Source organism: Halodurantibacterium daqingense, from assembly GCF_042666235.1.
GTDB lineage: Bacteria > Pseudomonadota > Alphaproteobacteria > Rhodobacterales > Rhodobacteraceae > Halodurantibacterium > Halodurantibacterium daqingensis.
In genome coordinates, this window is record NZ_JBHTFQ010000013.1 from 30,749 (window position 1) to 49,894 (window position 19,146).

At 68.1% G+C, this 19,146-nt stretch carries 20 protein-coding genes; 4 read left to right on the forward strand and 16 right to left on the reverse strand.

All coding sequences use genetic code 11. The annotated features are described in order from the left end of the window. The first annotated feature begins 96 nt into the window (after nt 1–96). From ACFQXB_RS17955 to ACFQXB_RS17965, 3 genes are read left to right on the forward strand one after another with little or no spacing between them, the layout of a single operon-like run. Complete coding sequence (locus tag ACFQXB_RS17955) at nt 97–2,490, forward strand: heavy metal translocating P-type ATPase (RefSeq protein WP_377406669.1); 2,394 nt, start codon at nt 97–99, stop codon at nt 2,488–2,490. A 39-nt stretch (nt 2,491–2,529) separates the two neighbouring features. Further along, nucleotides 2,530–3,009, forward strand: coding sequence for a DUF411 domain-containing protein (locus tag ACFQXB_RS17960; protein ID WP_377406588.1), 480 nt, complete (start codon nt 2,530–2,532; stop codon nt 3,007–3,009). A gap of 3 nt (nt 3,010–3,012) precedes the next feature. Beyond that, nucleotides 3,013–3,315 carry a hypothetical protein gene (locus tag ACFQXB_RS17965; protein WP_377406590.1) on the forward strand — a complete coding sequence of 101 codons (303 nt, stop codon included), beginning with the start codon at nt 3,013–3,015 and terminating at the stop codon, nt 3,313–3,315. Nucleotides 3,316–3,378: 63 nt separating this feature from the next. On the opposite strand, the gene ACFQXB_RS17970 is transcribed toward ACFQXB_RS17965, so the two are convergent. From ACFQXB_RS17970 to ACFQXB_RS18045, 16 genes are all read right to left on the reverse strand, one after another. Beyond that, a complete protein-coding gene (locus ACFQXB_RS17970) occupies nt 3,379–4,050 on the reverse strand; it encodes a L,D-transpeptidase (RefSeq protein WP_377406592.1) in 672 nt (223 codons plus the stop codon). A gap of 295 nt (nt 4,051–4,345) precedes the next feature. Continuing rightward, nucleotides 4,346–4,603: a hypothetical protein gene (locus ACFQXB_RS17975; protein ID WP_377406594.1), complete on the reverse strand. Its 258-nt coding sequence runs from the start codon at nt 4,601–4,603 to the stop codon at nt 4,346–4,348. Next, complete coding sequence (locus tag ACFQXB_RS17980; RefSeq protein WP_377406596.1) at nt 4,600–5,274, reverse strand: YcbK family protein; 675 nt, start codon at nt 5,272–5,274, stop codon at nt 4,600–4,602. The genes ACFQXB_RS17975 and ACFQXB_RS17980 overlap by 4 nt, the downstream gene beginning before the upstream one ends. A gap of 73 nt (nt 5,275–5,347) precedes the next feature. Next, a complete protein-coding gene (locus ACFQXB_RS17985) occupies nt 5,348–5,662 on the reverse strand; it encodes a DUF6127 family protein (RefSeq protein ID WP_377406598.1) in 315 nt (104 codons plus the stop codon). Continuing rightward, on the reverse strand, nt 5,655–6,731 hold the full coding sequence (locus ACFQXB_RS17990) for a DUF2793 domain-containing protein (RefSeq protein WP_377406600.1): 1,077 nt from the start codon (nt 6,729–6,731) through the stop codon (nt 5,655–5,657). Before ACFQXB_RS17990 ends, ACFQXB_RS17985 begins: the two co-directional genes overlap by 8 nt. 74 nt (nt 6,732–6,805) lie before the next feature. After that, entirely contained in the window at nt 6,806–7,186 is a 381-nt protein-coding gene (locus ACFQXB_RS17995) for a hypothetical protein (RefSeq protein ID WP_377406602.1), read from the reverse strand. A 53-nt stretch (nt 7,187–7,239) separates the two neighbouring features. Further along, nucleotides 7,240–11,241 (reverse strand): baseplate multidomain protein megatron, encoded by a 4,002-nt coding sequence (locus ACFQXB_RS18000; protein ID WP_377406605.1) that lies wholly within the window; start codon nt 11,239–11,241, stop codon nt 7,240–7,242. Nucleotides 11,242–11,256: 15 nt separating this feature from the next. Further along, a complete protein-coding gene (locus ACFQXB_RS18005) occupies nt 11,257–11,685 on the reverse strand; it encodes an NlpC/P60 family protein (protein WP_377406607.1) in 429 nt (142 codons plus the stop codon). Beyond that, nucleotides 11,682–12,566, reverse strand: a complete 885-nt coding sequence (locus ACFQXB_RS18010; RefSeq protein ID WP_377406609.1) for a DUF2163 domain-containing protein — start codon at nt 12,564–12,566, stop codon at nt 11,682–11,684. The genes ACFQXB_RS18005 and ACFQXB_RS18010 overlap by 4 nt, the downstream gene beginning before the upstream one ends. Then, entirely contained in the window at nt 12,563–13,189 is a 627-nt protein-coding gene (locus ACFQXB_RS18015; RefSeq protein ID WP_377406611.1) for a phage distal tail protein, Rcc01695 family, read from the reverse strand. The genes ACFQXB_RS18010 and ACFQXB_RS18015 overlap by 4 nt, the downstream gene beginning before the upstream one ends. 61 nt (nt 13,190–13,250) lie before the next feature. Then, a complete protein-coding gene (locus ACFQXB_RS18020) occupies nt 13,251–15,668 on the reverse strand; it encodes a phage tail tape measure C-terminal domain-containing protein (RefSeq protein ID WP_377406613.1) in 2,418 nt (805 codons plus the stop codon). Then, a complete protein-coding gene (locus ACFQXB_RS18025) occupies nt 15,649–15,819 on the reverse strand; it encodes a DUF7697 family protein (protein WP_290081469.1) in 171 nt (56 codons plus the stop codon). Before ACFQXB_RS18025 ends, ACFQXB_RS18020 begins: the two co-directional genes overlap by 20 nt. Nucleotides 15,820–15,887: 68 nt before the next feature. Next, nucleotides 15,888–16,325 (reverse strand): hypothetical protein, encoded by a 438-nt coding sequence (locus ACFQXB_RS18030; protein WP_377406615.1) that lies wholly within the window; start codon nt 16,323–16,325, stop codon nt 15,888–15,890. Then, nucleotides 16,325–17,266 (reverse strand): phage tail tube protein, encoded by a 942-nt coding sequence (locus ACFQXB_RS18035; protein WP_377406617.1) that lies wholly within the window; start codon nt 17,264–17,266, stop codon nt 16,325–16,327. Before ACFQXB_RS18035 ends, ACFQXB_RS18030 begins: the two co-directional genes overlap by 1 nt. A gap of 25 nt (nt 17,267–17,291) precedes the next feature. Beyond that, nucleotides 17,292–17,711, reverse strand: coding sequence for an acyl-CoA transferase (locus ACFQXB_RS18040; RefSeq protein WP_119000849.1), 420 nt, complete (start codon nt 17,709–17,711; stop codon nt 17,292–17,294). Nucleotides 17,712–17,802: 91 nt separating this feature from the next. Beyond that, entirely contained in the window at nt 17,803–18,165 is a 363-nt protein-coding gene (locus ACFQXB_RS18045) for an ArsR/SmtB family transcription factor (RefSeq protein ID WP_119000848.1), read from the reverse strand. A gap of 47 nt (nt 18,166–18,212) precedes the next feature. Between ACFQXB_RS18045 and ACFQXB_RS18050 the strand changes: the two genes are divergently transcribed. Next, complete coding sequence (locus tag ACFQXB_RS18050) at nt 18,213–19,082, forward strand: cation transporter (protein ID WP_013654509.1); 870 nt, start codon at nt 18,213–18,215, stop codon at nt 19,080–19,082. Nucleotides 19,083–19,146 lie beyond the last annotated feature (64 nt).

Genomic DNA, 19,146 nt, shown 5'->3' on the forward strand with positions numbered 1-19,146 from the left:
TTTTCCAGCTTCCAGTCACCTCTTGACCGTCTAGCGATTGGAAAGCGCAGAACGGCGAACGCAAGGCCGAGGACGAGACGCCGAGGAGGCGTAAAAATGACCAACAATACTGAACACGATCATCAGCACCACGATCATCAGCACCACGATCATGCGGCCCACGGCCATGAGCAGGGGCACGCGGCTGTCGCAGCGGACAGTGCCCACAAGGTCAAGGACCCGGTCTGCGGGATGACGGTCGCGGTCAAGACGGACGGGCGTCACGCCGCGTTCCAGGGCGAGACCTTTCATTTCTGCTCGGAGAAGTGCCAGACCAAGTTCAAGGCGGATCCGTGGTTCTATGCCTCGGGCCGGGCCGCCGGGCAGAAGAAGGCTGCTCCGGCCAACGTCCAGTACACCTGCCCGATGCATCCCGAAATCGTTCGCGATGCGCCGGGGTCCTGCCCGATCTGCGGCATGGCGCTGGAGCCGATGGTTCCCTCGGACGAGCCGAGCGAGGAGTTGACCGACTTCACCCGCCGGATGTGGATTTCCGCCGCGGCGGCGGTGCCGCTCATTATCCTGACGATGGGTGAACTGGTCGCGCTGCCGGTGCGCGACTGGATCGGGCATCAGACCGCCAGCTATCTCGAATTCGTACTGGCCACGCCGATCATCCTCTGGGCCGCCTTGCCATTCTTCCGGCGCGGCTGGGACTCCCTCGTGAACCGCAGCCCCAATATGTGGACGCTGATCAGCATCGGCGTGGCGGCGGCCTATCTTTACTCGATCGTCGCCACTTTCCTGCCAGGGATCTTTCCGGAACAGTACCGGATGGGCCATGGCGTCGGCACCTACTTCGAGGCGGCGGTCGTGATCGTGGCGCTGGTCTTCGTCGGCCAGGTTCTCGAATTGCGGGCGCGCGAACGCACCGGAGACGCGATCCGCGCGCTCCTCGACCTCGCTCCAAAGACGGCGCGGCGCATCCTGCCGGACGGCACCGAATACGACGCGCCGCTGGAGAACATCATGGAGGGCGACCGGCTGCGCGTGCGGCCCGGCGATGCGGTCCCGGTCGATGGCACGGTGATCGAAGGTCGATCGTCTCTGGACGAAAGCATGCTGACCGGCGAGTCCATGCCGGTCGAAAAGGGCCCGGGCGATGCGGTGACCGGGGCAACGATCAACAAGAACGGCTCCCTCGTGATCGAGGCGGGCAAGGTCGGGTCCGACACCGTGCTGGCGCAGATCGTCGCGATGGTGTCGAACGCGCGCCGGTCCCGCGCGCCGATCCAGGGGCTGGCTGACCGGGTGTCGGCGGTGTTCGTGCCGACCGTGGTCGCCATCGCCATCATAGCCTTCGTCGTCTGGATGATCTTCGGCCCGGAACCCGCGTTGGTCTTCGCCATGGCATCCGCCGTTTCGGTCCTCATCATCGCCTGCCCCTGCGCGCTGGGGCTGGCGACGCCGATCTCCATCACCACGGCCGCGGGGCGCGGTGCGCAGGCGGGTGTGCTGATCAAGGACGCCGAGGCGCTGGAGCGTATGGCGGGTGTCGATACGCTCATCGTCGACAAGACCGGCACGCTGACCATGGGCAAGCCGAAGCTGACGGACGTTGTGGCGCTTGGTGACATCACCGAGACCGACCTGCTGTCGCTGGCCGCAGCTCTGGAGCGCGGCTCGGAACACCCGCTGGCTGAGGCGATCGTCGAGGGAGCCGAGGCGAAGGGTGCGCCGCGTCAGGAGGCCACGGACTTCGACGCCGTCACCGGCAAGGGCGTGCAGGGGATAGTGGGCGAACGCGCGGTGGCGCTCGGCAACGCCGCGATGATGCGGGAGATGGGGCTCGACACCGCGCAGGCCGAGGCAAAGGCCGACACCCTGCGCGCCGAGGGCAAGACGGCGATGTTCGTCGCTCTTGACGGCGCGCTCGTCGGCATCGTGGCGGTCGCCGACCCGATCAAGGACAGCACCGCTCAGGCGATCCGGGAACTCCATGCCCAGGGGCTGCGGGTCATCATGGCCACGGGCGACAACGAGCGCACGGCACAGGCGGTGGCGGGCAAGCTTGACATCGACGAGGTCCGCGCGGGCATCCTGCCCGAGGCCAAGAAGGACCTGATCGACCAGTTGCGCCGCGATGGCCACAAGATCGCCATGGCGGGGGACGGGGTGAACGACGCGCCCGCGCTGGCCGCCGCCGATGTCGGCATCGCCATGGGCACTGGAGCCGATGTTGCGATGGAAAGCGCAGGCATCACCCTGTTGGGCGGCGACTTGATGGGCATCGTGCGGGCCCGCAAGCTCGCCCGCGCCACATTGCGCAACATCAAGCAGAACCTGTTCTTCGCATTCGCCTACAACGCTCTCGGCGTCCCTATCGCAGCAGGACTGCTCTATCCCGTGACCGGCCTGCTGCTCTCGCCGATGATTGCGGCGGCGGCGATGAGCCTGTCCTCGGTCTCGGTGATCACCAACGCCTTACGGCTCAGGCGGGTCGATCTCTGACCTGCAAGTCCACACATTCAACCTCGAAAGGAAAATCAGATGACCCAAGACACTTTTTCCCGCCGCACGCTCCTGATCGGCGGAGCTGCACTGGTGGCTGCATCGCCCCTGAGGGCTCTTGCGCAAGGCGCCGGACCGGCGATCCACGTGATGAAGGACCCCAACTGCGGCTGCTGCTCGGCCTGGATCGAGATCCTCGAGAACGACGGCTTCTCCGTCACGACCGAGGCGAGCGCCGGGACGCTTCTGATGCGTTACAAGCTGGACAACGGAATCCCGCAGGAGATGGCCTCCTGCCATACAGGCCGCATCGAAGGCTACATGATCGAGGGCCACGTCCCCGCTGCCGATATCTGGCGCCTTCTGGAAGAGCGTCCGGACGCAGTCGGCCTCGCAGTGCCCGGCATGCCCTACGGCTCGCCCGGAATGGGACCGGAAAGCGAGCGAGAGGCCTTTGACGTGTTTCTGATCCGGCGCGATGGAGCGACCGAAGTCTTCGCAAACTACGTAGGAAACTGACCCATGGATCGAGCAACCGCACCGATCAGTGCAATCCTGCTGCTTCCTGTCATACTGTTACTCGGCGCCTGCGCCATGCCTGTCGCCGACACCGCAGGCTCCGACACGGCCATTTCGGCAGAGGTGATGACCCAGCTAAGCGCGATGGCTGCGCCCTATCAGGATCTGCAGTCGGTTCAGTTGCGGCCAGAGGACGGCTGCTACTGGTACCGCCATGTCGGACCCGTCGAGACGACGATGCTTCCGCTCCGAACAGTGGACGGCCGACCGATCTGCACGCAGCGCTTGGCACAGGTCGGGACATGATGGATCCACTGGATCGCCCATGCTGCTGTCGTAACTTACGTATCTTATGTGAGCTGAAACCGCTCAGCTGTGCGCAGTGACCGGACCGTCGCCCGCAGCCGGGTAGAGGTGAGCGGTCACTCCGGTCTCGACCTGCTCGTAGAGATCGTTGATGTGAGCCATGACCATGCGCACGCAGCCCGAACTGGCCCGACTTCCGATCGAGCGGGGAAAAGGCGTGCCGTGGATCCGCAGATAGGTGTCCCGGTCGCCGACGAAGAGATAGAACGCGCGCGATCCGAGCGCGTTCTGGGGTCCAGGCTCCATCCCATCCGCGAATTGCGCGTAGACTTCGGGTTCCCGCGAGATCATCGCCTGCGTCGGCGTCCAGTGCGGCCACTCCACCTTGCGACGGATCGTGTAGGTGCCAGGCTCGTAGAGGCCACCCCGACCGATGGCAACGCCATAGCGCATGGCGGTTCCACCCTCCTCGATGTGATAGAGGTAGCGCGCGGTCGCATCGACGTGGATGTCCCCTGGCACGAGTCCGGGCCGGGCCTCGACCCGCTGCGGCAGAAGGCGCGGATGCAGACCCCAGGGGTTCGTCGTGGCCGGATCGTAGCCCGGCGGCGTGACCTGCGCGTCCCAGGCGGCCTTCTGATTTTCCGTCGGCCAAGATCTAGCAAGTGCTGACCCAGAGATCGCGGGCGAGAACAGAGCGGCGGTCGCGCCAATGAAATGACGTCTGGTCAGCATGAATTTTCAATCCTTATTTCAATCAACATCTTTTCAAAATCGGGACGCAAAAGAAAGAGCAGGTACGGCGCCGTCGAGCACGAGCGTGTGAGGTCTTGTGGTAAGTTCCAGCACCATTTGGCCGAAGCAGCATCCTTAGTTGCATGCCCGCGCCTGCTCGCGCATCACAGCATAGTCGCTCAGCATCTCTGCGATCGTCGATCCCTCCGGCAGCAAGGGCAGTTCCTCGGCCGCCCGCGCCTGAAACTCCCGGCTATACTCGACAACGGGTGCACACGTCCCGAACCCGCTTGTCTCAGAACTTCCCGTCGCGCAGCCGCTCAGCAAGCTCGTCGCGATCACGAGGGCGACGCGCCGCAGCCTCGAGCATCCGTCGTTGGGCTTCATGGGATTTCTCCGCGATTTCGAGACGTTCGGCGAGGCGTCCCGTTCGCTCGCCGGACCGCCGGAGTGCGAGCAGAAACAGGAGCACAGCGAGGACGATGGCGACGTAGCGTAGCGCCGACCGCACCCACGGGCTGGCGGCGATCCCGGTGAGCAAACTGGCAATCACCGCCGCCCCCGCTTCCAGTCGTCAAGGCGAGCGTAGATCGTGACCGCGATCCCGCCGAGCGCCACCACGATGAATACCCAACGCAACGTGTCGAGATACGGCACCAGCGGCAGGATGGCGGTCTGGGTCTCGGCCAGGACGTTTTGCGCTACCTCCACCCCTGCTGCGCCCAGCGTCGCCACACCAGCCGCCCCTCCACCCTTCATGGTGCGGCTATCGGCCAAAACCTCGCGCGCTGGTGGCGATTCTTCGGCGAAGGCAGTCGCCCGGACCGGGAACCGCTCGCCCCACTGACGCGCGGGCCCGAGGTCGATGTGAATGAACCCCGATCGCGGGTAGAAGCCGAAGCCGAGGAACCCGACCTCTCGCGCCGCCGCCTCGAAGGCCACGGGGTCGTGGTTCGCCATGGCGATGTCGAAGGCGGCGCCGTCCTTGTGCTTCGACCGGGTCGCGCCGCCGACCGCACGGTTGTGCTCGGGGCTGCGATAGGCGGAGCGGACGATCAGCGGCTTGCCCAGCCGGTCGCGCAGCGCCTGCAGCTTGTCGAGCGCCGGTTCATTGATCAGCAGCTTGCCAGTACCCCGGCAGGCAATCTCGGCTGGGCTGAAGTTCGGCCAGCGCCAGGCACTCTCGGGCACATCGCGCCAGTGGTCGTAAAAGGTCGTGGTCATGGGGTCCTCCGAAAACGAAAAACCCGCCTCGAGGGCGGGTTATTGCGGGCTGATGAATGGGGATGGGGCGCGACTACGGGCTGCCGCCGAAGATCTTCAGCTTGATGGCGATGCCGGCGAGCAGCGCCAGCATGACGCCGGTGGTGATCATGCGGACGGCGGTCTGCATGGCGGTGCGGCGTACCAGCCGGATGCAATCAACGAGGGAGCGCAGATCGCGGATGTCGAGCGCGGCCTCGTCGCCGTCGAGGCCGACATCGGCGAGTGCGCGTTTCGCGCCTTCCTCGGCCGCCCGGGTCAGGATCGCCTCGAACTCGGCGTCGGGCATGCGCACGAAGCCCTCGGATCGGGGTGGGTTCATCAGATCCTCCTTGCGCCGCTCAGCCAATCTTGCAGCCCCAGAAGGACGTGTGATCGGCGGCGAAGTAGCCGTCCGCGACCCGGAAATACCCCTGCAGCTCGACGGTATCGCCGGCCGTCAGCGGCACCATGGTCTGGAGCCAGATCGCGGTGGCGAGCGAGACGTGGGTGGCGGAGATTTCGCCGAGGGAGCCGCGGATTTCGGCGGTGCCGTTCAGCACGAGCCGCCCGCGCATGCGGGCCGTGGCGCTGGCGTTGATCTTGTAGAGGAGCGTCGCACCGAAAAGGTAGGTGCCGTCGACCGGGGCGACGAAGTGGTTGTTCGCGGCGTCGAAGGTCCCTTGATCGTTGTAGTCGGTATTGTTGAGGCCGATCTTGGTCCAGGTGCCGACGCCGACATAGTTGTCGTAGTTGGTGTAGGCCTTGAAGCGCGGGAGCCGGGGCTGGTCGACGATGCCGGTGGTGTTGTCCACGCTGAGCCCGTCGAAGAAGGTGCTGCCGTCGGCGGAGACCGCGAGGCGGAAGCGGTCCGAACCGAACAGCCCCACCAGCGCCTTGGTGACGAAGCCGGTCTGCAGCGTCAGCCCGAGATCGTCGCCCTCGGCCTCCTTGTTCATGGTGTAGAACAGATCGCCGGTCCCGCCCTCGGCCACGGTCTTCGCCGTCCAGAGCGCCGCGTTCAGCTTGGCCGAGAACGGGTTCGACGCATCCGCTGTGGTGCCGAGCCCGAGCAGCGCCATGTTCTGCAGCGCTAATGGTGTAGCCCCGATCCAGCCCGCGCCATCGTAGACGAGCAGCAGCCCCTCGTCCTCGACCCACGCGCGCCAGCCAGTGCGCGGCGGAAGTCGCAGCCAGGCGCCGTCGGTCCAGAGCGCGACGTTCAGGTCCCAGCCCGCCCAGTCGCCCGTCGCGCCCGAGGCTACAATGTAGCGGTCGCCATCGGCGGGAGAACCGGGCGGTGCCGTCAGATCCCGGTCGAGGACCGAGAGCTGGATGAGCCCGTCGAGGATCCGCAGCGCTTCGTTGTGCGTGACGTGCTTCTGGGCCTGCGCCGCCAGGATGTAGGGCAGCAGCAGATGGGTCGTGGCATCGGACATGGACGGTCTCCAGAACGAAGAACGCCGCCTGCATGGCAGGCGGCGAACAGTGGCGCAGCGGTGGTGCTGACGAGCTACCCGTGCTCGGGCGTCTTCCCCGGAATCGCGGACAGAACTGGGTCGGGTTTCGCCGCGTCCCACTTCGCGGTCATCGCGGCCCAGCGATCAATTTCGGCACGGAAGGCCGGGTCATCGATCCGCAGATGGAAGGTGTAGAGCCGATCCACGATCTCGCGCATCAACGCGCGCATCTCGTCGTCATTGATCCGCGAGACCTCGGACCAGGGTATGCGTCGGCCCACGGCGTCCTCCACGATGACGTCGCTGCCATCACCCGTGTGCGAAACGGGCGTGAGGCCGGCATGCAGGGTCTCGAGCTGCGTGTTTCGCACGCAGGCAACGGCCATCACTCTGGCAAGCTTGGCGGCAATCCGGTCTTCGTCCTCGGGGCGCATGGCCCGAGCCTACGACGCCGATCGCGCATAGTGCCAGAACTGATTGCGCTACCTCAGAAGCTCAGCGTTACAGCCTTGGGCGCACCCCGCCCGACAAGGGCGGAGAGCTGATGGATGCGGATGTCGAGCGTGTCGCCGGGGGCGAGTAGTTCGCCCCAGTCTGCGGTCTGCTGGGCGGCGGTGTAGACCGAGCTGGTGGTGGCCGTGCTCAGCACCCGCTTCACAGTGGCGCCGTCGAGGATCTCCACCTCGTAGGCTTCCAGTTCCTCGGCCTGCGGCACCTCGAGCCCACCCCAGCTGTCGGCGGAAAGTGCGCGCGACCGGCGCGTCCAGCGGATCGTCAGATCGCCGGGCGCACGCGGCTTCCGCCATGGCTGCTCGACGTGGGCGACCGAGAACGGCCGCAGCCCCACGCCCTGAGGCGTGAAGGATTGCGCGACATAGGTCTCGTCGCTGACCGAACGGCTCGCTGGGCCGATGCGCCAGTTCCACGGGATCCCAAGGTCGGCCTCGGCGATTGGTAGGGACGCCAGCGCCGTGTCCAGGACCACGACCCGCGCGCCCGCAGGCGCCGGGTTGCCCATGGCGCCTTCCGTGCCGCGCTGGCCGCGCAGGAGACGTGTCAGCCGATACCTGCCCGGCGCCAGCAATTTGGCCGCACCCGCCTGCACAATCTCCCAGACGCCGGGCGCGCTCTCGATGGCGAGCGCGTTGGCGCCGCCGAACAGCGTCAAGTCGGTCACGCTCTCCAGCGTTCCGGTCAGCAGATCGACCACCAGCGCATTGCCGAGGTCGAAGCGCGACGTCGGCCCCGTGTAGAAGTCCGAGACCAGTGCCCCGATCCGGGCGCGGCTGCCGAACGTGGTCAGCAGCTCGAAGCCATCGGTCGCGGGGCTGCGGAACACTGCAATCTCGCCCGGCCACGGCACGGCGTGTGCCGCGACCAGCGGCCGATGCGCGAGCTGGTCCTCGGTCAGCTGCGGCAGGTCCATCAGCACCGCATCCGGCGCGCCGAACACCACGGCGCGCGTCAGCGAGGCCGCGCGGAGATCGCCGGGCGGCAGATCATAGGTCGCGCGGTCCTGGCGAACCGCCTCGATGCCGCGCGCCTCGGCATCGGCGATGGAGACAAGCCTCAGATCGACCAGCCGCCCGTCATGCGCGAAGCGGATCGCGTCGGCCGGATCGAGCGCGAGGCGCGAGGGCGGCAGACGGAACGCCGCCGTCTCGCGCCCCACCCACGCCTCCATCAGCGCGCGGCGGCAGCGGCGTTCGGCCTCCTCGGGTGGCACCGCCATCGGGAAGGACTCCGAGACGATCCGGGTCGTGTCGACGGTGATCCGCCGCGCCTCGACGAGGGCGGCGTCGTAATCCTCGTCGGCACGGGCGATCTGCCACTTGAGCGCCTGCGGCAATTCGGTCTCCTGGCCGCGGGTCAGCTCCAGCACATCGCCCTCGCGGGCGGCGACCAGATCGTCGGGCGCAAGCGTGGCGACGGAGGCCCGCCCGCGCATGACGAAGCGGATCACGCCCTCGGTCTCCACCGCGTCGAAGCCGAAATGCCGCGACAGCGTCGTGATCGAGGCGCGCGGGCTTTCCAGCGCCGTGATGGCGTAGCCCTCGACCGCGCCCCAAAGCCCGGTGACGTCGATCCTCGCCTCGGGCAGCCCGGCGCGCAGGCAGAGGTGCCGCACGAGCGCCGCCAGCGACACCGCGCCAAGCCGTCCGGTTAGCCAGTGCCCCAGCCGCCAGTTCGCTCCGTCCGTCCAGACGTCGGTCAGCGCCGGGAAGAACGGGTACGGCCGTGCGTCCCAGGTCCAGGCGGCGCATTCGGGGACATGCACCATCCGGCCGCCGTAGACCGAGGACACCGGGTTGTTCGCGGCCTCGCCCCACCAGAGGTACGTCGCCTCGAGATATGCGCGCTGGATCGCGTCATCGCGCCAGCCCCGCGAGAAATGCGGCGTGAAGCTCTCCGACGATTTCGGGTCGAAGAAGACGTTCGGCTGGTTCGTGCCCCGGTCGATTGCCGGGCAGCCGAGCTCGGTGAACCAGATCGGCTTGGATTGCGGCGCCCACGCCGTCGGCGTGCCGCTCTCCACCCCGCCCGGGCGGTCGTAGTGCGGGCTTGACCACCAGGCGCGCAGATCCTTGTAGCGGAAGACCCACGGCTTGCCGTTCGGCGGGTCACTCGAACCCGTGGCGTTCCCCGCCTCACCCCCATCCGTGATCGGGGTGCGGATCTGCGCTGAGCGGTCGGCCGCGCTGGCATAGAACCAGTCGAATCCCTCGCCGCCGGCGATATTCCCCTGCAGGTAGGCGCGGTCGTAGATCGCGGGCCAGCCCTCGGCCGCGTCCGCATGTTCGAAGCCGTCCCGCCAGTCCGACAGCGGCATGTAGTTGTCGATCCCGACGAAATCGATGTCCGGATCGGCCCAGAGCGGGTCAAGATGGAAGAACACATCGCCGCTGCCATCGCCCGGCTGGTGCCCGAAATACTCCGACCAGTCCGCCGCGTATCCGATCTTGGTGCCGGACCCGAGGATCGACCGCACATCCGCAAGGAGGTCCCGATACGCCTGCACGGCCGGATAGCTGCTGGCGCCCGAGCGGATCGTGGTCAGCCCCGGCATCTCGGTGCCGATCAGGAAGGCATCGACGCCGCCAGCCGCCGCGCAGAGAAGGGCGTAGTGCAGCACCATGCGGCGCAGACCCCAGTCGCCCGGCGCACCTGTCCACGAAACCGACTGACCCGAGACGCTGAAGCTCGCGGGCGTGGCCGCGCCAAACAGCGCCGCGACCTGCGCGGCCGCCGTGGCGGTCTTGTCCACGGTCCCCGCAAAACCTGCCGCAGGTGAACAGGTGATCCGCCCCCGCCAGGGAAAAGCGGGCTGGCCCACCTCGGCGGCGTTGTCGGAATAGGGGTTCGGCAGCGTATTGCCGGGCGGTACGTCCATCAGAATGAAGGGATAGAAGGCGACGCGCAGACCGCGCGCCTTCATCTCCTGGATCGCCTGCACCACCGCGAAGTCGGACGGCGTCCCGCCATAGACCGGGCGGTCCTGGTCGTCGCGGCTGACGAGGAAGGCGTTCGCGCGGCTGACGCCATTGACCGACCAGCTGGCCGGCGTCGTCGACTTGGCCGACACCTCGACGCCCGGCCGCACCTTGCAGGAGCCCGCGCGCAGATCGTCGCCGAACCAGGCCACGACGAGACTGACGCTTGTCACAGCCGGGGCCATGGCCTGCAGCCGGTCGAGCGCCTCCACCATGTCCGTGGCGTCAGGCAGCGCGTTCAGGTTCTCCGCCTGCACAGCACCACCATCGGTCTTGCGGATGGCCTGCGCCGCGTAGGTGAACTCACCCGAGGCCGGGATCATGGTGACAGCGCGGGTCAGGCCCTCGGCGGTGTCGGGATCGGCCAGCGGCCGGAACACCTCGAAGGAGAGCTGCGGCAGGCGGTTGCCATAGGTCGAGAGGGCCAGCTCCTCGAAGACCACATAGGCCGTGCCGCGATAGGCGGGAGTGCTGGCCGAGCGCATCTTCGCGGCGATGAACGGATCGGCGGTCTGCGCCTCGTCGCCGGGATACCAGCGCCAGGTGACGCCGGAGATGTCCATGGGCTTGCCGTCGGCCCAGATACGGCCGATCCCGGTGATCGGGCCCTCGCACAAGGCGACGGCGAAGCTGGCGTAGTAGAGATACTCGGTGGTCTTGACCTTGCCGCCCCCGCCGCCCTTGCCGCCGCCCTGCGTCGTGGTCTTCGTCTCCTCGCGGAAATCCGTCGCCCAGATGATGTTGCCGCCCAGCCGCATGCGGCCGTAGAGCCGCGGGATGACCGCGCCCTCCGAGGCCGAGGTGATGCGCAGCGTGTCGAGCCGCGCGCCCTCGATGCGCTGCGTGGGCGCCAGCGACGAGATGATCCAGCTGTCGACGACCGAGCCGATGCTGGAGCCGATGAAGCCGCCGATGGTGGCGGCGCTGACGCCGAGGATCGCGCCGCCGATGCTGCCGCCAATGGCGGCGCCAGCGGCACCGAGAACAAGCGTGGCCATGTCGGGGTCTCAGCGTTACGGGAACAGGAAAGCGAAGGCGATGCGCCGCCGCCAGCTTTGAGTTAGCGGCTCCTCGATCACGCCGAGCCGCTCGTAGGCGTGGAGGAAGCTGTCGGGGCCGGTCAGGATCCCGACATGCTTGGCGATGGCGCGGGGCTTCATGCGGAAGAGGACCAGCGCGCCGGGCCCGGCCGCGGCGGGCGACACCTCGATCATCATTCGCCGCGCGCCCTCGGCCAGCACTTCGCGCGGGCCTGTCTCGCCCCAGTCGCGGCTGTAGGGCGGGATCGGGAATGGCTCGGGGCCGACGACCTCGCGCCAGACGCCGCGTGCGAGGCCGAGGCAGTCGCAGCCCACGCCGCGCAGGCTCGCCTGGTCGTGGTATGGCGTGCCGAGCCAGGAGCGCGCAATGGCGATGACTCGCTCTGGATCGGCGGAGGTCACAGCACGGACCCTTCGTGGCCACCGTCCTTCGTGGCGTAGCGCAGCACGGCGTCTTGGCCGGGGATGTGCGGGAAACCGCGGAAGTTTGCCGTGTTGGCGAACTTCGCCCCGCAGGTTTCCATTCGCTTGTCGCAGCCCGCACGAATGGTGAAGCCGTCGCCCTCGGCGATCGCACGCACCGGCGCTTCGAGCAGGGTCAGCACAGCGATGCCGTCCGTCACGTCATGGCCCAAAACCTCGGTACGCCGTCCTGCGTTCGCGCCGCTCGTCCAGTCCAGCGTGCCGAAGGTGAACCAGCCGGAGGCGAAGCCGCCGAGGCCCGAGGCGGTGAAGGCCCGGTCGCGCAAAAGGTCGATCACCGCGCCCGTGCCTTTGAAGGCCGGGTCCTCCAGATCGACGCCGCAGCGCGCATCGCCGAGTGCGGCATCGCAGGTCGCCTGAAACGTCCGCCCCACCGTCTGGCCGAGGACATGCGCGAGCGAGCGGACCTCGGCGACGAAGGCCAGCCTCCCGCGCCGGATCTGGCCGATGGCCCCGCGCCGCATCAGCACGCGCTGGCTCGTGTCAGCCCAGTTCACCCGCCAGACCTCGACTTGCGCCGCGTCCCAGTGGCCGTCGAGGATGTCGGTCTCGGTGATCCGGTCCGAGGTCAGCACGCCCTCGGCATCCTGCGCATCGACCGAAAGGTCGGAGCCCGAGCGCACCTCGGAGGCCGTGAGCCCGCTCTCGGGCTCGAAGTCGGTCCCGTCGAAGCTGAGCGTCCGGTCGTGGTCGGTGAAGCCGAAACTCACGCCGTCGGCACGCGCGATCCGCCAGCACCAGGCGAGCGTCGTCGTGCCGTCGTCGAGATGGGCCTGCAGATCGGGATCGAGGGTCTTCATCGGCGCAGTTCCAGCAGCGGGATGGAGGTGATCGAGCCGAGCCGCTCGAGGTCGAGTGTCACGTCGAGCGCATCGGTGTCGAAGCGGACCGGCACGTCGAACTCGAACCCCGCGGTGATCGCGACGCCAGCGCCCGGCGCGGCGCTGAAGGTGACGAGGCCGGTGGCGGTGTCGACCGACCAACCGGTGGCCTCCTCAACGCCCGCCAATGCGATGCGCACGGTGCCCGCCACCGGCTTGGCGATGGCGCGCGTCCATGATTGCGCACCGGAGGCGTAGCGCTTCACCAGCTGGAAAGCGGTGGTCGTGCCATCCCCGGTGCCGATGGCCTGATCGGTCGGCGACGGCGTGCCCGAAGGCAGGCAGGACTTGTGGTCGCCCCAGTCCTTGAAGCGGAAGCCGTGCAGCCGCCCATTGCGTGCCTCGAAGAAAGCCACGACAGCCGCCAGATCGTCCGCGCGGCGGATACCGTAGGCCACATCGTAGCGGCGGCGCGAATTGGCCCAGCTGGCGTTCCTCTCCTCGTCTCCCGAGGCGACCTCGACGATCTGGGTACGCCGTTCCGGCCCGCCGCGCGCGCCCCGGCTGATGTTGTCGGGAAACCGCACCTCGTGAAACGCCATCAAGTTTCTCCTTGGTTCGTGCTCTGGCCCCCGCAACCGGTTCCCACTTGCGCGGTCGCACTCACATGCCCCTCCGCCCGAGCGACACGGCGCGGGCGATGTCGGCGGCCACCTGTGTCCTTGATTGGCGGAAGCTTTCGGCGTCGCGGGCCATGATGGTGACGTTGACGCCACCGCCTGCGCCGTAGCTCTGGGCCTCGCGACGCGAGAGCACGCGCTCCCCGCGTTGCAGGATCGCGGGCACCTCGTCGTGGCGGAGGCCCGCCATGCCGCCGCCATGCATCCGGGGCGCGGCGGCGAAGGCCATGGCCGGGACCATGCGAGAGGGCCCGGCCGATCCGACCATCCCGCCCGCGTGCAGGACGTTGGCGAAGATGCCGCCCGCGCCGGCAAACACGCCGGATAGCGCGTTGGCGATCGGCCCGAGGATGAACCGCCGCGCCGCGAGCTGGGCGAGATCGGCGAGCAGCGAGGTAACGAGGTCGCGGAAGTTCAGCTTGCCGGTCTTCACGAACTGGCCCACCGCGTTCTCGGCCGACTGGAAGGCGCCAACGAGGCTCTGGCCGATATCGCCGCCGATCTCGCGCGCCTTGCTGGCGTAATCGGACAGCGCCGCCGTGACCGCCTGCCACCCGGTGACGGCGGCCTCGGTCGCGGGCTCTGCCGCAGCGGCGGCAGCCCCGGCCGCCGCACCGGCATCTGTTGCAGCGCGCCCGGCATCGCCGAGCGCCGTCTCCAGCCGCTCGGCAGCACCGGTAGCCTCAGTCAGCGCATCCGCACTGCCTTCATCGGTGCCGCGCACCGCGTCGCGCAGCGCCTGCCAGCTTTCGAGGGGCGCACGTGCCCCTTCCGCCAGATCGCGCGCGGCGCCGCGGTAGACATTCGCAGACTCGAGCGCGCGGTTCGCCGCCTCGGTCAGACCGAGATCGGGCGCGGTGAGCGGGTTGTCCTCGAAGGCCCGGTCGAACGCCGCCTGTGCCGCTGTCGTGGCAGCACTGGCTGCGCCCTCGAAGCGGTTCTCGATCTCGCCGAGGTCGAGGTCGGGCACCAGCGAGATGCGGCGCTCCGAGCCGAGCGCTTCGAGCCCCTGGTTGATCCCGCCGATGAAGCCATTGATGCGCGAGACCACGCCGTTCAGCATCGCCTCGACGCCGTCGACGAGGCTGTTGGCCGCCTGGAACGCCAGATCGCCGATGGCGGCGGGCAGCAGACCCCAGATCGCCTTGATCGCCTCGTAGGCCCCCTCGAACGTGTTCACGGCGGTGTTGCCGAAACCGACGACGCTCTCGATGGCGCTCTGCATGCCCGAAGCGGCGTCGGCCTTCAGGTCGAAGAACATCGCCGTGGCCGCAGCGCCCGCCGCAGCCGCGCCCATCCTGATCCGCTCCCAGACCTCGACGGCAAGGTCCTTCAGGAGCGACATCGCTTCGCCAAACCCGCCCGCACCGGAGACGAGGCGTGTGAACTGGTAGACGAGCTCGCCCGCGCCGACGATCAGCGCCCCGATGCCGGTGCGGATCAGCGCGCTGCGCAGCACGACGAGCGCCGTGGCGAGGCCGCGCACGGAGAGCGCCGCAGCGGCCATGCCAGCCACCCATCGGCCCGCGAGGAAGGCCGCGAAGGTGGCGGCATAGGTGGTCAGGCGACCGATGTTGTCGAAAAGCCCGCGGATCGCGATGCCGAGCGGCCCGGTGCGGCTGGCGACCGCCGCCATCGCATTGGCGACGGCTTCCAGCGCGGGGGCCGCGGCGACGGCCAGCTGGTTCGACAGCCCACGCCAGATCAGCCCAAGCCGAGAGATGGCGTCGTTCGTCCGCTCGATCTGTTCGGCATCCTGTTCGGAGACGACGACACCGAAGGCGAGGACGTCCTCGGTCGCCTGGCGGAGCGTCGCGGTGTCGATCCGCGCCATGGCGATAGAGCCTTCCTCGCCGAAGAGCTGACCCGCGACGGCCGCGCGTTCGGCGGCAGGCACGAAGTTCTCGATGGCCGCGTTGATGGCGCCGACCCGCTGGTCCAGCGGCAGGGCGATCAGCTCATTGGCCGAGAGCCCGAGGCGATCCAGCGCATCGGCGGCAGGGCCGGTCCCGGCGGCCGCCTGGCTGAGGCGACGCGTCAGATCCTTCGTGGCCTGCTCGATGCCGGACATCGACACGCCCGCCAGTTCGCCCGCGCGCTCCAGCGTCTGGATCGAGGCGACGGTGGTGCCCAGCGACTGCGCCAGCTTGGCCTGCGCATCCACCGTCTGGAGGCCGGAGCGGATCATCGCCACGCCCGCGGCGGCAGCGGCGGCCACGGCGGCGGCCGCCGCGACCCGGACCCGCCGCGAGAAGGCCGCGAGCCGAGCGTTGGCCGCCTCCATCTCCCGGCTGAGCCGCCCGAAGCCGCGCGATCCGGCCTCGCCGACGCCTTCCAGCTCGGCGCGCACCTGCCGTCCGCCCACGGCCGCGAGGCGGACGCTAACCCGTTTTTCCGCCATGGGAATGATCCATCTGTTCGTTGAGCTTGGCGACCATCACCGCTTCGATGACGGGCAGCAGTTCGGCCATGACGACGGGCGGCACGCTTAGGGCTTCACCGAGCGCCAGCGCCGCCGACATATCCCAGCCGATCACGGCGCCGGGAAGCACGCGCAGCTGGCCACCGAGACGGCCGACCAGGTCCCAGACCTGCCAACCCTCCGGCGTTTCCGGACGGTTCAGTCGCGCCGGGCAGTCCGGGCAGGCGTGCGCGCAGGCTTCGCAGTAGCGCTCGCCCCCGCCGAAGGACCATTCGGCGAGAGCGCGGAGCCGTTTTTTTCCTGTTCCAGCAGCAGGCCCTTGGAGACGTAGGTCAGCTGGAAGGCCTCGAAGATCGGCCAGATATCGAGCAGTGCGTCGATGGCCTCCGAGCTCGGATCGATGGGATTGTCCTCCGCATCGCCGATGCCCTCCCAGGCGAGCACCGCCCGCCGCGCCAGCGCCTTGGCGAAGGCGACGGCGCGTTCCTCTTCCGAGGCCTCCTCGGGCACCGCTTCGACGGCCGGATCGCTGCGTGTCGCCACCATCAGTGCGGTGGTCAGCGGGCGCAGCTGCACCCGGACGCCGGGCGCGAGGTCATGCCAGCGGGGCGCGTTCGTCAGGTCGAGCGTCAGCATCAATACGTCTCCACGTCGTTCACGAGGGTTGCAGTGCACATCCGGCCGACGACGCCGTCGCGGGCGGCCTGCCAGTCGAAGGTCGCCTGCACGCCCTGCGGTCCGGAAATCTCGATGCGCGGGCGCGGCAGGTAGACGGCGTGCACGGTGAAGGTGAAGCTCTCGCTCGAGGGCAGGACGTAGGAGAATTCCATCTCGCAGGCCTCGCCGTTGATGGCCTGCGTCACCAGCGTCTGGTCGGCAAAGCGGACCTCGATCCGGCCGGTCAGCGCCGCGATGGACGGGTCCGCGCCGTCGATACGGCCGTCCGAGCGGATGGTCTCGATCCGGTCGAGGTTGTTGGCATAGGTGATCTCGGCCGAGACCACGTTGCCGAGGGCCGAGCCGTTGCGGGTGATCGCCCCGTTGAAATGGCCGAAGCGCTTGAGCTCCAGCGCGGCGGGCGTCCCGGCGCTGGTCGTCGTGCCCACCGTCTCGCCCTGTGCCACCAGCCGCGCCGTGGCGGTCAGGAGCCCCGAGCGCTGCATCTGCCATGTGATCTGGTCGAGCACGCAACCGGAATACATCGCGTATCGCGGCACCTCCGGCATGCCGGTCTCGATCGACATCGAGGGCAGCGTCCAGGACCCTGACTGGAACTCGTGGGTGTACGGGGCATCCACACCCGTGGTCGTGGGCGCGCCGAAGGCTGCTTTCAGCCAGAATCCGAAGGCCTCGGCGTCGAGCGGCACCACGACATCGCCATCGGCCGTCACCGCGTCCTTGATCGGCGCCAGCGGATCGCGGCCGTAGCCCAGCAGCTCGGAGTTCAGCAGCGGTTGCTCCGCACCCAGTGAGGTGCTGGCGAAAGGCATGCGGGTGAAGCCGCTGGCGGGCGGCGTTCCGTAGGTCGTCTCGAACGCAAGCGCCATCAGCGCCCGCGCCCCCTGGGCTCGTGCCATGTTCGTCTCCTGTGGTCGGTTGGGGTCAGGCCAACTGGTCGGCCGTGGAATAGTGCAGCACCACCGGGATCACGGCGGCCTTCAGGCTGGCCGCGCCCTCGACCGGCAGGTCTACGGGGCGCGGGGCTTCCGCCTCGACCCAGTCGCAGAGCCCGCCAAGCGTGCGGTCGGCGGCGAGCGCCGCGCCAATGCTGGCGGTCAGCCTGTCGAAGTCGGCGTCCCGATCGGCGCCTTGGACCACCGCCTCGATCTCGGCGCGGTGCTGGTAGTGGTAGCGCAGAGGCGAGAGCGTCACCTCCGGCTCGCCCGGTTCGCCGTCCCGCAGGATCAGGAGCCCGGCGGCGGGCACGCGCTCGGACAGAACCTCGCCGCGCAGGGTTGTGGCAGGCACCGTCAAAAGACGTGCGTGCAGCGCCGCCAGCGTGGCCTCGCGTGTACTGGGCATGATGTCACCGAAGAAAATCCGAATGGCACAGCACCGGGCGTCGTCGCCCGGTCTTGATCGTAGGCCAACGACGGCGGACGTCCGCCGTCGATCAGACCGTGCCCGTTCCTTTGAAATTCTCGCACGAGTCAACGCCCCGAGCGGTCCCGGCCAGGAGGTCGTCGGCCAGCCTCATCAGATCGTCCAAGCGCGGATCGCTCAACCGATACCGGACGAACCGACCGTCCGGTTCTCCGACAACCAGCCCGCATTCGCTCAGGCACCGCAGGTGGTTTGAGGCGTTCGACTGCGACAGGCCGGTGGCGCCAACGATCTCCCCAACCGAAAGCGGGCCGTCACGCAGAGCGGCCAAAATCGACATGCGCGAGAAGTCAGCCAAGCCGCGGAAAAGCTTCGCCCGCAACTCGACGACTTGAGCATCAGCCTGCTGAAGGATTCCGGTCTCGCTCGACATATCAGTCTGCAATGATATATAGCCTCGTCTGTCCACGGAAGATCGTAATGAGCGAAACGGCCACAATGAGCAACGCTGAGCACGCGCGCTACAGAGTCACCGGCATGGACTGCCCGTCATGCGCCGCGAAGATCGAGAAGGCGGTGCGGTCGGCCGGGGTCGAGGACGTGAAGGTCTCGACTGCCACGCAGATCATGACGGTGCATGTATCCGACCTGAGTTTGCAGCTGCCCGAAGTGGAGCGTGCGGTGTCGGGCATCGGCTACCGACTGGATCGGCTGGGCGGACCCGAAGCTGATCACGAGGGAGACATCGACGATCTTCCGAAGGACTTGAGCCATATCACCCCGGCCTACCGGCGTGCGCTGTGGATCGTGATCGTGCTGAACGTGGGCTACGGCCTCATCGAGATGGTTGGCGGCTTCATTTCCGGATCGCAGGCCCTGAAAGCCGATGCGCTCGATTTCCTCGGCGATGGCCTGATCACCTTCCTTGGGGTTCTGGCGATCGGCTGGAGCCTGGTCTGGCGAGCCCGTTCCGCTCTGATCCAAGGCTTGTTTCTCGGGGCGCTCGGTCTCGGGGTCCTCGCCAACACGGCCTACCGCGTACTGGTTCAGCAGCAGCCTGAAGCTGAACTGATGGGCCTGTTCGCCGTGATCGCGCTCGTGGTCAACGTGGTTGCCGTTCTGCCGTTGCTGCCCCACCGGGCCGGAGATGCCAACGTTCGGGCCGTCTGGCTGTTCTCGCGCAACGACGCCATCGGCAATGCAGCGGTCGTCGTGGCAGCGGGTCTGGTCGCCTGGACTAACACGGCATGGCCCGACCTCGTTGTAGCGGCAGTGATCGCCGGGCTGTTTCTGCAATCCTCGTGGTCGATCATCCGCGACGCGCGGGCCGATTTGCGGGTGGCCACGTGAGGCCACGCCGGTCACCGGGCTTCGGGCGCCGGATCGTGCAGGCGGCATCAGGACCAGAATACGA

Coding starts and splice junctions, on each gene's coding strand:
- ACFQXB_RS18020 (WP_377406613.1), bottom strand. CDS start 15,668: ATGGCGGAAAAACGGGTTAGCGTCCGCCTCGCGGCCGTGGGCGGACGG.
- ACFQXB_RS18015 (WP_377406611.1), bottom strand. CDS start 13,189: ATGGCGTTTCACGAGGTGCGGTTTCCCGACAACATCAGCCGGGGCGCG.
- ACFQXB_RS17960 (WP_377406588.1), top strand. CDS start 2,530: ATGACCCAAGACACTTTTTCCCGCCGCACGCTCCTGATCGGCGGAGCT.
- ACFQXB_RS18035 (WP_377406617.1), bottom strand. CDS start 17,266: ATGGCACGAGCCCAGGGGGCGCGGGCGCTGATGGCGCTTGCGTTCGAG.
- ACFQXB_RS18010 (WP_377406609.1), bottom strand. CDS start 12,566: ATGAAGACCCTCGATCCCGATCTGCAGGCCCATCTCGACGACGGCACG.
- ACFQXB_RS17990 (WP_377406600.1), bottom strand. CDS start 6,731: ATGTCCGATGCCACGACCCATCTGCTGCTGCCCTACATCCTGGCGGCG.
- ACFQXB_RS17965 (WP_377406590.1), top strand. CDS start 3,013: ATGGATCGAGCAACCGCACCGATCAGTGCAATCCTGCTGCTTCCTGTC.
- ACFQXB_RS18045 (WP_119000848.1), bottom strand. CDS start 18,165: ATGTCGAGCGAGACCGGAATCCTTCAGCAGGCTGATGCTCAAGTCGTC.
- ACFQXB_RS17980 (WP_377406596.1), bottom strand. CDS start 5,274: ATGACCACGACCTTTTACGACCACTGGCGCGATGTGCCCGAGAGTGCC.
- ACFQXB_RS18030 (WP_377406615.1), bottom strand. CDS start 16,325: ATGCTGACGCTCGACCTGACGAACGCGCCCCGCTGGCATGACCTCGCG.
- ACFQXB_RS18050 (WP_013654509.1), top strand. CDS start 18,213: ATGAGCGAAACGGCCACAATGAGCAACGCTGAGCACGCGCGCTACAGA.
- ACFQXB_RS17955 (WP_377406669.1), top strand. CDS start 97: ATGACCAACAATACTGAACACGATCATCAGCACCACGATCATCAGCAC.
- ACFQXB_RS17970 (WP_377406592.1), bottom strand. CDS start 4,050: ATGCTGACCAGACGTCATTTCATTGGCGCGACCGCCGCTCTGTTCTCG.
- ACFQXB_RS18000 (WP_377406605.1), bottom strand. CDS start 11,241: ATGGCCACGCTTGTTCTCGGTGCCGCTGGCGCCGCCATTGGCGGCAGC.
- ACFQXB_RS17995 (WP_377406602.1), bottom strand. CDS start 7,186: ATGCGCCCCGAGGACGAAGACCGGATTGCCGCCAAGCTTGCCAGAGTG.
- ACFQXB_RS18040 (WP_119000849.1), bottom strand. CDS start 17,711: ATGCCCAGTACACGCGAGGCCACGCTGGCGGCGCTGCACGCACGTCTT.